Annotated in this window: 13 protein-coding genes; 3 read left to right on the top strand and 10 right to left on the bottom strand. The window is 43.5% G+C overall.

The window, feature by feature from the left end:
• Positions 1–9: 9 nt before the first annotated feature.
• Together fba and L1D55_RS01270 are read right to left on the bottom strand one after the other, a co-directional pair.
• On the bottom strand, positions 10–1062 hold the full coding sequence (gene fba / locus L1D55_RS01275; protein ID WP_128163113.1) for a class II fructose-bisphosphate aldolase: 1053 nt from the start codon (positions 1060–1062) through the stop codon (positions 10–12).
• A 228-nt stretch (positions 1063–1290) separates the two neighbouring features.
• Positions 1291–2814: a glycoside hydrolase family 32 protein gene (locus L1D55_RS01270; protein ID WP_128163111.1), complete on the bottom strand. Its 1524-nt coding sequence runs from the start codon at positions 2812–2814 to the stop codon at positions 1291–1293.
• Positions 2815–3037: 223 nt separating this feature from the next.
• Between L1D55_RS01270 and L1D55_RS01265 the strand changes: the two genes are divergently transcribed.
• The gene (locus tag L1D55_RS01265) at positions 3038–4267 is read left to right on the top strand and encodes an ROK family transcriptional regulator (RefSeq protein WP_239916150.1); all 1230 of its coding nucleotides are present in this window, start codon (positions 3038–3040) and stop codon (positions 4265–4267) included.
• 94 nt (positions 4268–4361) lie between these two features.
• Here L1D55_RS01265 and L1D55_RS01260 read toward each other — a convergent pair whose 3' ends face one another.
• Complete coding sequence (locus L1D55_RS01260; protein ID WP_239916149.1) at positions 4362–5339, bottom strand: DUF1254 domain-containing protein; 978 nt, start codon at positions 5337–5339, stop codon at positions 4362–4364.
• Positions 5340–5455: 116 nt separating this feature from the next.
• Between L1D55_RS01260 and L1D55_RS01255 the strand changes: the two genes are divergently transcribed.
• On the top strand, positions 5456–6337 hold the full coding sequence (locus L1D55_RS01255) for a LysR family transcriptional regulator (protein ID WP_239916147.1): 882 nt from the start codon (positions 5456–5458) through the stop codon (positions 6335–6337).
• Positions 6338–6461: 124 nt separating this feature from the next.
• Here L1D55_RS01255 and L1D55_RS01250 read toward each other — a convergent pair whose 3' ends face one another.
• Together L1D55_RS01250 and L1D55_RS01245 are read right to left on the bottom strand one after the other, a co-directional pair.
• Complete coding sequence (locus L1D55_RS01250; RefSeq protein WP_239916145.1) at positions 6462–7337, bottom strand: NAD(P)-dependent oxidoreductase; 876 nt, start codon at positions 7335–7337, stop codon at positions 6462–6464.
• A gap of 16 nt (positions 7338–7353) precedes the next feature.
• Positions 7354–8253 (bottom strand): LysR family transcriptional regulator, encoded by a 900-nt coding sequence (locus L1D55_RS01245; RefSeq protein ID WP_116871107.1) that lies wholly within the window; start codon positions 8251–8253, stop codon positions 7354–7356.
• A gap of 84 nt (positions 8254–8337) precedes the next feature.
• Between L1D55_RS01245 and L1D55_RS01240 the strand changes: the two genes are divergently transcribed.
• On the top strand, positions 8338–8568 hold the full coding sequence (locus tag L1D55_RS01240; protein ID WP_004736951.1) for a DUF2798 domain-containing protein: 231 nt from the start codon (positions 8338–8340) through the stop codon (positions 8566–8568).
• 130 nt (positions 8569–8698) lie between these two features.
• Here L1D55_RS01240 and L1D55_RS01235 read toward each other — a convergent pair whose 3' ends face one another.
• From L1D55_RS01235 to L1D55_RS01215, 5 genes are all read right to left on the bottom strand, one after another.
• On the bottom strand, positions 8699–9415 hold the full coding sequence (locus tag L1D55_RS01235) for a YebC/PmpR family DNA-binding transcriptional regulator (protein ID WP_004736950.1): 717 nt from the start codon (positions 9413–9415) through the stop codon (positions 8699–8701).
• 96 nt (positions 9416–9511) lie between these two features.
• Positions 9512–9721, bottom strand: coding sequence for a DUF3283 family protein (locus L1D55_RS01230; RefSeq protein ID WP_004736949.1), 210 nt, complete (start codon positions 9719–9721; stop codon positions 9512–9514).
• A 123-nt stretch (positions 9722–9844) separates the two neighbouring features.
• Positions 9845–10381 carry a hypothetical protein gene (locus tag L1D55_RS01225; RefSeq protein ID WP_239916143.1) on the bottom strand — a complete coding sequence of 179 codons (537 nt, stop codon included), beginning with the start codon at positions 10379–10381 and terminating at the stop codon, positions 9845–9847.
• 5 nt (positions 10382–10386) lie between these two features.
• Positions 10387–10722, bottom strand: a complete 336-nt coding sequence (locus L1D55_RS01220; RefSeq protein ID WP_239916141.1) for a DUF6602 domain-containing protein — start codon at positions 10720–10722, stop codon at positions 10387–10389.
• A 253-nt stretch (positions 10723–10975) separates the two neighbouring features.
• Complete coding sequence (locus tag L1D55_RS01215; RefSeq protein WP_239916139.1) at positions 10976–12088, bottom strand: Fic family protein; 1113 nt, start codon at positions 12086–12088, stop codon at positions 10976–10978.
• Positions 12089–12172: the final 84 nt, after the last annotated feature.

Raw genomic sequence — 12172 nt, 5'->3', positions numbered from 1 at the left:
TCCTTTGAATTAAAGCTCACCGCTAGCGTAGCGTGCAGCCATGTCATCCATAGAAATAGGTGTGATCTTGTCACCGTGACCAGCACAGCCAAAGCGTTCAAATCGGTTTAAACAAAGCTTCGTTAATTCGTCCATTCCAGCTAACAGGAACTTACGTGGGTCAAACTCTTGCGGGTTTTTCATCGCGAGTTCACGGAAGCGACCGGACATCGCCATACGACAGTCAGTATCGATATTTACCTTACGAACACCATGCTTAATACCACGTTCAATCTCTTCAATTGGTACGCCGTATGTTTGAGGCATTTCACCACCATGCTCATTAATCATATCTTGAAGGTATTGAGGTACCGAAGATGCGCCATGCATAACAAGGTGAGTGGTTGGGAGCTTTGAGTGAATCTCTTCAATAACGTTCATTGCTAAGATATCGCCATCGGGTTTGCGCGTGAATTTGTAAGCACCGTGGCTTGTACCACAAGCGATTGCTAATGCATCGACCTTAGTTCTTTTTACAAAATCAACAGCTTGGTCCGGGTCAGTTAGAAGTTGGCTCTTTTCAAGAATGCCAGTCGCGCCAACACCATCTTCCGCTTCCGCTTCACCTGTTTCTAAAGAGCCAATACAACCCAGCTCGCCTTCAACAGACGCACCAACCCAGTGTGCAGATTGAGCCACACGCTTCGTAATATCTACATTGTAATCATAGCTACTTGGGGTTGAAGCATCTCGCTCTAATGAGCCATCCATCATCACTGACGTAAAGCCGTGACGAATGGCTGAAAGGCAAGTTTCTTCGCTGTTGCCATGATCTTGGTGAAGAACGATTGGCGTTTTCGGGAACATTTCAGCCAGAGCACAAACCATCTTATAAAGCATCACGTCACCAGCGTAGCTTTTACGAGCATTGATACTCGCCTGCAGGATGACACCTGAATTACATTTTGCTGCCGCGCGAACAATAGCAAGCCCTTGCTCCATGTTGCTGATGTTGAATGCTGGCACTGCATAACCATTTTCTGCAGCATGATCCAGTAATTGTCTTAGTGTAACGATAGCCATTTTCTTCTCCAAAGTGATTTAATTGTTTCTTGCAATTAAACTTACTCAAATTAATTGCAAGAAACAATTAAATAGAATTTAGAATGTGAAAAGGATCGTGTTTTTGTTCTGAAGATCTTTATTTTCAGCAGGGGAAAGAGGCTCGTTTTTTAATAGAAACTCTTTTTAAGAAACAAAAAAGCCCAGCAATATGCTGGGCTAAATAGAAGAGGAGGAAGACTGAATCAGTTATTCGGCAACACTTTTCATTCCAAATGTTTTTAGTGTTTCAATTCTTGCGTTACCGTTCTTAGCGTATACATAGAGGCCTGCACTGTCTTCATCAGAAAAGATGTTATTGGTCATCACAGTACGACCGCCATCGGTAAAGACTTCCACAGAAATACTGTCCATAAAGATACGGATATTTGCTCGATCCTTACTTGCACACTCTAGTGGGCATGTTCTACGTAAAGCGGAGCGGCTACCTGACTGGGTACGATCAAAGGCCAACTCGCCTTTCTTAAGATCCAACTCAATCAGTGTTTTCTGTTCACCTTTACTACGAATCTCAAACACAACGCTATCACAGTCGCTAGCAGCTAGGTCAATGTCAGCAATGATTTCACAGTGAACATTATCACCGGCTTCAAATGCGAACTTTTCACCATCGTTTAACTCTAGCTCTGTATGCCTTTTTGGCGAATGACGCAATTTTTCAACTTCTTGCACTGGTGTGAACTTCAGTTTCCCGTCGTGACATAAAGAGACTTCACGAGCCAATGTGATACTGCCGTACCAACCAAGTTCACTCGTATCGTAAGTGCCATCACACCATGGCATGAATGGCCATGAACCAATCCAAGCTTGGATGAGAGTACGCCCATTTTCATCATCGAAGACTTGTGGTGCGTAGTAGTCGAAGCCCCAATCTAATGAGCCCATAGTGGACCAATGGAACTTACCAGTTCGGTAGTCTAAGTCACCAACAAGGTAAACCACTTGGCGTTGTTGCATACCCATTGGTGAATACATAAGGACATGTTTGTCACCCAATTTGAAGATATTTGGGCACTCAAGCATTGTCCCCAATTCGCCCATACTTTCAACACAGTACCCTACGAATTCCCAATCGGTTAAATTGTCTGACTTGTGCAGACAGACTTTACCAAATCCATTGGTCTCGTAGTTTGATGCATTGATGAGATCACTCACGCCATCTGTTACACCTGTCACCATGTACCATGAGCCTTCATGCTTCCAAACCTTTGGATCGCGGAAGTCATGTAGGTTAATTCCCTCTGGTGGATCCGATAAGATTGGGTTTCCATCATATTTTTCGAAGTTGATACCATCCGTCGATGTTGCCATACATTGGACTTGGCGAGCTTGTGCGCATCCCGTGTAGAACAATGTCATCACGCCATCATTATTAACCGCACTACCGGTGAAGATACCGCCGCCATCCCAGCCGTCATATTCTTCGCTTGGTGCCAACGCTTCTGGCAGAGTTTCCCAGTGAATCAAATCCTCACTGACAGCGTGCCCCCAGTGCATGGTGCCCCACTTTCCACTAAATGGGTGATGCTGATAGAAGAGGTGATATTTACCTTGATACTGAATCAAACCGTGCGGGTCATTAATCCAACCAACAGGGGCTTGATAATGGTAATGCTCACGCCAATGGTGCTGCTTGACTGTATCTTTATGCTCAGCGATGTAATCTTCAACTTGATCAATAATTGCCTGATGCTTCTTCTTATCGAATACCACAAGGACCTCCAATGTTATCGAAATATATTTAATTGCAACCTGCAATCAAATATATTTCATTTAATTGCAGCTAACAAATATAGTATGATGAACTTGAGATTACGCTCACATAAGTAAAGTAGAGCCTATTTCTAACTATATGATTTTATTGAAACTTAACTTTTTCAATATATTGTATAGAGCCATTGGAACGTTATTGCAGATCAAACTGGTCAGGAGAACTATGAACAAGCCTATGAAAAGCGGACTAGGCGTTTCGTTAGATGATGTACAAAATCATAATAAACGCGTGATTCTTAATGCACTTCACACAAGTGGTAGTTGCTCCAGAAAAGAGATAAGTCAACTCGTTGGGCTTGATCAAGCGACAGTGACACGAGCAATTAAACCGCTAATAGAACAAGGGCTAATCGTAGAAACTGGCGTACGAAAAGCCGCGCGTGGCCGGAGCTCTATCTATCTCGGATTCAACACTCAACACCTGCGAATTTTGTCTGTTCGAATACAACGTACTAACTTCTCTATTGATACCTTCGATCTCAATGGCGCTTCACTGACTAGCATAGTCAAACCAATCAATATCGATAATAGTCCAGAAGAGCTAATCGCGTATTTAACACAGCAAGTAAGCGATGTACTTCAAAAGCAAGAAGGTGATGTTCTAGGTATCGCTGTTGCTATGCCTGGGCCATTTTTAGAGCAAGACAATAAAATCATGCTAATGACGGATGCTAAAAACTGGCAAGATATTGATTTTATCTCTCATATGCGTGAACAATTTCCTGACCATCCAATTTATGCCGGTCACGATGCTAAATTGGCAGCACTTGCAGTTTGGCGTCAATTGCAAAACACTTATGATGCGAGTGTTTTATTGTATGTGTCTCTTGGACAAGGCGTGGGCTCTGGTTTGGTTATCGAAGGACAGGTTTACCATGGCAGCTTAGGTGCCGCAGGAGAAATTGGTCACACATCTATTAATTTTCAAGGGCCACAATGTAAATGTGGGAACCTAGGTTGCCTTGAACTTTACAGCTCAACGACAGCCTTAATAGAACGCTACAAACTTGAAGCATCACTAGAGTCCGCAGATTTTGAAGTAGTAGTGAGTGCATTCCATAACCAAGAACAAGCTGCAATAAGTGCCGTCGACTATTTAGCTAAATGCTTAGCGCACGGTTTAGTTAATAACATTAACCAGCTAAACCCAGACTTGGTCGTCATTGGTGATGAACTTGCACAGTTAGGTACTGAGTTCTTAAGCCGCATTAAAGAACACACATTTCGATTACTGCTTCCAGATCTAGCAAACAATATCGAATTGGTTCTTGATGAAAGCCAAGAAGATTTAGTTCATAAAGGAAATTATCACAACGTGATGTCCAATGAACTACTTTTGCCTCTGGCACATTTAGGAATTAAAGCTTCCAATACAGCTGAAAGAACAAAATAAAGCTAGATCACTCAAACCAAACAAAAATAGCCGCTAATTAGCGGCTATTTTTCGTTTTGTCGACTACGGCTTCCATAAAAACCGCTGAATTAACTTAACCGACTTTCTTAATCATCGTCACCGGGTTGTAACCTTTCTCACCTTTGCTGACTGGCTCACTTGGGTTGTAATGGCGCATAAGCACATTAAATTTGCCCGTATTATTGCCTTCCATCGTTGGAATATTGTTTGGCTGGCCGTCACACCCAAAACGGAGAGTATATGTCCCATCACTGTTCATAACAGGTTCCATTTCACTCGAAATGTTAGCCTTATCGTTAAACATACGCCCATCAGCATTGTAAACCGTCGCAGACCAGAATGCCCCTGCCTTCGGGTCTTTGAAAGTCGTCTCGTAACATGCATTCGCATCGAAGTACTGACTGGTTTGATAGATGTTGTCTTCGACCATTGCGCCACCCCAGCCACCAGCCGCGCCAACATAATTCATGTAATCAGTTTGACCACTTTCTTTGTTACCAAACGCTTTTGATTGATCATAGCCGTCACTGAAATCGATGTTACCAGCTCTATCCGTGGCCTTAAATGACGCCATGTCCCACTCTCTTACAACAAACGGCTTATCGCTGCTGGTCTCAATCTTCAGGTTACGGCGCGCATCATCTTCAAGAGCACGAACAATAACAAATGCGTGATCCGTTTTTGCGCTGATTTTATGGCGACCCGAACCGTAGATCATTGGCTGTGTTTCGTGGTTTTCATCGACGACTTGCAGCGATACATATTGGTCGGTTTCTGGAACAGTCACATAGACATCATCGTTCGACATATCGATGACAGAAACAGAATAGAAAGTGTCTCGATTCATTCGTACAACGAACTGCTCTTCAGGAACACTGCTCGGTACTGGCATCTCAAAAAATGTGTTGATACCACCCGCTTTTTCTACCACAGCGCCGAGGCGCATATTGGTGTATGCCTGAGCAAAATTATCTTCCGTGACAATAGTTGGCGCTGCAATAACGCTGGTTGAGAATAAAGCAACAGCAGTAAGGGGAAATTGTGTTTTCATAGTAGCGACCTTTATATTTCAAAGTGAATGTCATTTGGAAGAGTATTGTTTGCTCCGCCGACAGTGATCACTCTATACTGCCAAGATGGAAAGCATGGAAAATAGGACTTGCCAAGGTGGAAAGTGTAGATTTGAACTTACTACGTACGTTTGTATTGCTGTGTCAGTCGAATAGCCTAAAAAGGGCTGGGATAAAGCTGGGGATCTCAGAGAGCGCTGTCAGCAAGCAAATGACCAAGCTAAGAGAGCAATTAGGACACCCACTTTTCGAACGTACCACGGAAGGGTTGAGGCCAACGCACTACAGCAAATCTATTTTGCCCAAGATTGAGCAAGCTCTGTCGCTCGTGCACTCAGCTACCTCACCAGTAACATTCGATCCTGCTACCTATGAAGGGCCAATCACCCTCGCTTTCTTCGCCTCCACACTCGAATTTTCAGGTCTAAGTTTATTTAGGGAACTTTCGAAAACATTCCCCAAAGCACAAATAGAGCTGAAGACTTGGACATCAGATACAGAGCAAAAATTAGAAGAGGGTGATATCACCTTGGGTGTGCACTTTCTAAACGAAGACCGCAGTACCAATATCTTCCAGAAACGCATCATGGCCGACCAACTGGTGGTCGCCGTGTCAAAATCATTGGGGCCACTAACATGGGAAGAGGCGTTGCAATTGCCTTTTATCAAGATCCGCAGTCAAGGCTGGAATGAAGACCGCTACCGATATTTAGAGATGTTGAGAAGCAGTGGAATTAACCCCAACATCAGTATCACAGTGGACAATTTTTCAGTTGCGAGGCAAATTCTCGAGCAGGGAGAACACGCCTGCGTGTTAAGTGACAGTTGGAAGGACGCTTCGCTTAATACGATACAGCCCCCCAAAGCGCTTAGAATTGATTTAAACCTTGTATCCTGCATGCGTCTTGTCGATCGTCAAAGCCCTCTAAATCTTGCGGTTCATGACGTGGTTAAAAGGGTCATGCTTCAGTCTGGGTAGTTAATTCCCTAACACGAGCGAGATAGGTTCGTTATTGCTTTTTACAAACAAAAATAGCCGCTGATGAGCGGCTATTTTTAGTTATCTAAACGAAGCTTCTATTGCTTCTATTGCTTCTATCTTTCTACTTCTTAGTCTCTTCAACCACGGCTTTCATCAATACTGAGGTATCCATGCGGCCTTCACCTTGTGCAGACAGTGCCTTGTATGCGTTGTTGGTCTTCTCCGTCAATGGAAGTTGAATGCCTTGACGCTCAGCTTCATCTAGGCAGAAACCTAAGTCTTTGATCATCCAATCAATGGCGAAGCCAAAATCGAACTTGTCTTGTGCCATTGTCGTCGCGCGGTTTTCCATCTGCCACGAGCCAGCAGCGCCGTTTTTAAGGCAATCAACCAGAGTTGGGATATCCAAACCTGATTTCTCAGCAAGCACTAAGCCTTCAGATAAGCCATTCAACACACCAGCAATGCAGATCTGGTTAACCATTTTCGCACGTTGGCCTTGGCCGACTTTACCCATCAGAACCGACGATTTACCGTAAGCTTCGAACACAGGTTGAAGGTCGTTAAACAGCTCCTGTTCACCACCACACATGATAGTTAACACGCCGTTTTCTGCACCCGCTTGGCCACCAGACACTGGTGCATCCATAAAGCGAATACCCGCTTCTTTCGCTACAACTTCAAGTTCTTCAGCAAGGATTGCAGAGGTTGTCGTGTGATCAACAAGAATCGCGTTTGGCTTCATAGCGGCCAATGCGCCTGTTTCGCTGGTTGTCATGCTGCGTACGTCATCATCGTTACCCACGCAAACCAGCACAACATCAGCTTCTGCCACACACTCAGCAACGCTCTCAGCGGCTTTACCTTGGTGTTTTTCAGCCCAGTCCAATGCTTTGCTGTGAGTACGGTTAAATACCGTTACCTCGAAACCGGCTTTGACTAGGTGTCCTGCCATTGGGAAACCCATAACGCCTAACCCGATAAAACTTACTTTCATTTCTTTCTCCTTTTATTTAACTCAGCTCATCGCTATGGAACGACTGAACGCTTTTAATTAACGCCTCAATAAGCAGAGTTAAAGCCTTCGGCTGATATTTTCTTTCTTTGTACACTAAATACGCTTGGCGATCACCCCGATGGTACTCAGGGAGCACTTGAACCAGATTCATTTCCGGATATACATGACGAAAAGGCAGCGAAGCGATACCCAGCCCCTTCTGCGCTGCTGCCGCGACCGCATGAATATCGTTCACAATAAACTTGGGTTTGATCGTCACCATCTGTTCCAGGTGACCCGCTTTGTAGAGCGGCATATCAAACACATCATCAACGTTAATCCAGTCTTGATGTTCAAGATCTTCTGGTTTAACGATCGGCCCACGCGAATCTAAATAAGCTTGGCTTGCAAAAAAGCCATGTTTCGCTTTAAACAATGGTCGAGCGATCATGCCGTCCATGTCGGAAATCTGAAACGTGATCAACAAATCACGGTCGGTTTGAGGCACCACTTGTTGCTGGCTCAAAATCAAATTGAGCTGCACATTTGGATATTGAGTAAGGTATTGCTCGACAGTCGGGCGAAGAAAACCACTATAGAAATTATGAGGCACGGCGAGTTTTATCTTGCCTTGAATAGCGTCGCGCTCTTCAAGCAGGCTACTAAAGCCTTGATGAAGGGACTCCATACCACTGCTCAGCGCTGCAAAGGCCGCCTCACCATCTTTCGTCGCAACAAGCTCCCTACCCTTCTTTTCTAACAAGCGGATGCTCAAACGCTCTTCTAAAGCGGTTAATCGGCGTGACATAGTCGACACAGGCAGTTGAAGCCGCTTCGATGCCGACAGCAACGAGCCCTCTTCAACCACAGTACAAAACAGGAATAGATCGTCAATGTTTCCGAATATGGAATTCATACTTCTATTTATGCCTATTTTTCTCATTAATGGATAGTTGTAACCTTATCTCATCAGTTACAGAAAATCACGGGAGAAACATATATGAGCAAAAAACAATTTTGGGTAACCGCGATTTTATCCTCACTCACCATGGCAACCATCATGTCTGGGTTAATTTCTGGCTACAAAATGGGATTCAGCCACGAGTGGCCGCCAATCTGGTTACAAAGCTTCTTTCTTGCTTGGCCATGTGCCATTGTGCTGAACCTTACAGTACTCCCTTTGATTCGAAAGCTATCTGAGTGGATTTGTCGACCGCGCACGCTTTGCTAATCAGTGCTGTATCAACGGGCTCTTTGTTGGCAAAAATACGGAACGATGATCAAGGCTTGATCAATACTCAAAGCATAAAAAAACCGAGCACTAGGCTCGGTTTTTTATTAACTATTTGTAACTGTAAAAATTACAGCTCAGCGTTGTGGTATACCTGCTGAACGTCATCACAGTCATCAAGAAGGTCTAGGAACTTCTGGAACTTCTCAGAATCTTCTTCCGCTACTGGCGTCATAGTTTGAGGAACGAAAGTGATTTCCTCAACATCTAGAACTAGCTCAGGGAACGCGTTAGTTAGTGCAGTCTTCGTTTTGAAGAACTCAGTTGTTGGAGCGAATACAGTGATTACACCATCTTCTAGCTCAACATCTGTTACGTCTACGTCGTCCATCATTAGTGTTTCTAGGATGATCTCGTCATCTTCACCTTTGAACTGGAATACAGCTTGGTGAGCGAACATGTGAGAAACAGAACCTTCAACACCAATTTTCGCGCCAGTTTTAACGAAACATTGGCGAACGTCTTGGAAAGTACGGTTGCCGTTGTCAGTTAGACAGTCAACGATTACGCTTGTGCCGCCTGGGCCAAAGCCTTCGTAACGAGCTGGAGCGTAGTCTTCACCACCGCCGCCGTTTGCTTTGTCGATCGCTTTGTCGATAACGTGTGCAGGAACTTGGTCTTTCTTCGCTTTAGCAATAAGGTGCTTTAGCGACAGGTTCATGTCTGGATCTGAACCACCATTCTTCGCACACATGTAAATTTCTTTACCGTATTTGGAATAAACTTTAATTTTTGCGCCAGCAGTTTTAGCCATTGAGGCTTTGCGCACTTCAAAACTTCTTCCCATCGGGATCTTCTCTCTGATTCAATTAACGGGGCAAATTCTAGCAAATTACTGTGTCATTTCAATTCTACAGCTTTGCTGAGCAAGGTTTGTCTGCGGTTATGCGACGCCCATTACTCGTTTGTATTTTTCTACAGACTGTTCAAACCACGCCTTTTCATCTGGGTCACCGAGCTTCATTGCTTCTTCAACAATGGCTTCTGGGCCACATTTAGCCTGCTTCAATTTCCATACTAGAAACGATGCCTGCTTATCCAGTTCGATTTTGTTTTTCTCGCTGGGTGGAAGGAGTGAAAGGTTGATAGACATTAGTCGCCTTCGTCTGTAATACACTTGGCCGAGAAATATATCATAGAGCAGCCTCATAAAACCAATACTATGAGTAGCAGAAAGGATTTATGAGACAAGAAACCAAGCAAGTGCTGATGTAGGTCAAGTTGAATGTTTATATATGGAAGAACCATCTACTCGGTTGAGCTCATCAAGTCCAACTTCACCGACTCCGTATTTAAACACGTGATGTTTAATTGTAAATAAGCGATCAAAGTCACCCGCAAAAATAGCGCCAATAGTTCTGGCGTCATTCACACCAGCTTTGAGCTCACATCGCTTCATTACGGTAAATAGGAAATTAGTTAGTAGTGCTTCTTCAATCTCAACCCCATCATTACAAACGATACGACAGGCGCCAGAAGGCTTAACAAGAGGCTCGGGGTTTGATTGAATAATGCATCGGTCTATGATCGTAATTTCTGATGGGTAATTTAACCACAAATCATCAATAGACTGCGCGCGATACCACTTACTTAATGTTTCGACTTGCACTGTAGAATTAAAACAAAGGGCTAACAAGTTAACCCCTTTAGGGTGTACTTTTCGATATTTAAGTGACTTTTGGGAAATATCATCGAAGGCCTCTTTATCAAAGTTTGTTTTAACTTCAATCGCACACACAACAGCATCAGGCACAACAACTACAAAGTTTCCATCCTTAAAGAGATAAGCTGATGGGACATTTCATCTATGACTAAAATATCTAACTGAGGACTAACTTCATTTGTCTCTGAGTTAAATACAAACCCTGTTTTGATAGAAAATCGTCGAGATAGAAAACCCTCTAAGTAATTGCTAACAATGTTCTCATGAAATGTTCCAATTGAAGGGGCATGTTTTACCAAATGGTTTAACCTACCTATTTTACTAAGCAGTTCTTGCGCATAACTTTGATACAGAACCATATTAATTAATCCTTCTAGCTCAACAGCTTTTAGACAAAGAGTTCCTAAACTCGCTAGTAAAACTTTACGCATGGTACTAGCTTTTGAAATTTTACTAGATATTTTCTAATATTAATAATCACTTACCACTAAGGCTGATATTTACAAGGATACAATGAGTGGAAATATTAAGAAAAAGTAGTGGTTCTAGAGTTGACTTAAGGGAACTTGAGGCGGGTTGATTGAATAAGAACGATGAAAAATCAACAATATCGGCCCAAAATTTGATGCGATTGCCTTTAGGTCCACCTCAAGTAGTGAGGCAAGGAGGTTTGAAGTTAAAGCCCTACTTCGGCAACAGATAGCGGGTGCTTCGGCCGCCAGAACCAGATTTGACCAAGCAACCATGTCTAAGCAACGCGCTCAAATGACGTGTTGCTGTGGCACTACTCACCTTCGCTACCTTTTTATATTGACTAGCATTGATACCTTCTGAGAAATCACCATCAAGCATTCTATTAAGCACTTTCACTTGCTCTACAGTAAGCTTAGTTTGATCTACACTTCGCCAATAATTGGTCTTATAAACGGTTTGGTCAACCTCAGAAAAAACGCCTGTAAACGTCTCATCTAATGTATCTAAGAACCACATCAACCAATCGCTGATATCGAGTCCCCCTTTCTGGGTTTTCTCCAATATCTCGTAGTAATGTTTGCGATTAGCAAGTATCCCCACCGACATCGCATAGAAACGTACCGATTGCTTCTCTGCTTGTGCTAACGCCAAGTCGGTCAACAATCGAGTAATACGACCATTACCATCATCTAACGGGTGTAAGGTGATAAACCAAAGGTGAGTTATCGCAGCTCTAAGTAAGGGATCGAGTGTAGCGTCGGTAAGTGAATCATTAAACCATGTGATAAATGTATCTAGCTCAACATCAAGAATGTCTCGGCTAGGCGCTTCAAAGTGCACAGTTGGACGGTCAATTCTTCCTGATACCACTTGCATCGGAGCGTCACCTCGTAGTTGACCTCCAACTACAGGGTTAAACATGGTGTAGCCTTGAGGAAACAGTCTATCGTGCCAATGTAAGATCCTATCAAGCGCTAGTGGCTCTGTTAGGTTCTGCACCGCATCCAACATAATTTCAGCTAGGCCATCGGTTTGTTCTGTCGTAGGAAAAGGTCGCTCTTCGCTCACGCCAAGTTTGTTGGCTAAAGAAGAACGAACAGAGAAGGCATTCAGCTTTTCTCCTTCTATCGCACTGGAGTGGACAATGTTCGCTAGCAAAGTATCGAGCATTGTTTGCGTTTGGTCTGCAGATTGAGAGGTAATCTTGCCCAATAAAATGCCCTGATTAAGCCGAACTTCTCTTAACCTCACGCCTATTCTCTGATTATCCCAAACAAAGTTTGGCCAATTATCTTGCTGCCAAATCCACATATTACGCCCCATGATGCGAAAGTATCACTTATTCAAATCACATTATGAGGTGTTTAAGGTCATTATTCAAATCATAAAGTGAGCCGAATAAAGGGG

This window comes from Vibrio sp. Isolate22 (genome assembly GCF_022398115.1).
In the GTDB taxonomy this organism is placed as follows: domain Bacteria; phylum Pseudomonadota; class Gammaproteobacteria; order Enterobacterales; family Vibrionaceae; genus Vibrio.
This window is presented reverse-complemented; position numbering and strand designations above follow the sequence as displayed.

Bases quoted from the DNA above. Each gene is read 5' to 3' on its own strand.
- L1D55_RS01215 (WP_239916139.1), bottom strand. From the start codon at position 12,088: ATGGGGCGTAATATGTGGATTTGGCAGCAAGATAATTGGCCAAACTTT.
- L1D55_RS01220 (WP_239916141.1), bottom strand. From the start codon at position 10,722: ATGCGTAAAGTTTTACTAGCGAGTTTAGGAACTCTTTGTCTAAAAGCT.
- L1D55_RS01245 (WP_116871107.1), bottom strand. From the start codon at position 8,253: ATGAATTCCATATTCGGAAACATTGACGATCTATTCCTGTTTTGTACT.
- L1D55_RS01235 (WP_004736950.1), bottom strand. From the start codon at position 9,415: ATGGGAAGAAGTTTTGAAGTGCGCAAAGCCTCAATGGCTAAAACTGCT.
- fba (WP_128163113.1), bottom strand. From the start codon at position 1,062: ATGGCTATCGTTACACTAAGACAATTACTGGATCATGCTGCAGAAAAT.
- L1D55_RS01230 (WP_004736949.1), bottom strand. From the start codon at position 9,721: ATGTCTATCAACCTTTCACTCCTTCCACCCAGCGAGAAAAACAAAATC.
- L1D55_RS01260 (WP_239916149.1), bottom strand. From the start codon at position 5,339: ATGAAAACACAATTTCCCCTTACTGCTGTTGCTTTATTCTCAACCAGC.
- L1D55_RS01265 (WP_239916150.1), top strand. From the start codon at position 3,038: ATGAACAAGCCTATGAAAAGCGGACTAGGCGTTTCGTTAGATGATGTA.
- L1D55_RS01240 (WP_004736951.1), top strand. From the start codon at position 8,338: ATGAGCAAAAAACAATTTTGGGTAACCGCGATTTTATCCTCACTCACC.
- L1D55_RS01250 (WP_239916145.1), bottom strand. From the start codon at position 7,337: ATGAAAGTAAGTTTTATCGGGTTAGGCGTTATGGGTTTCCCAATGGCA.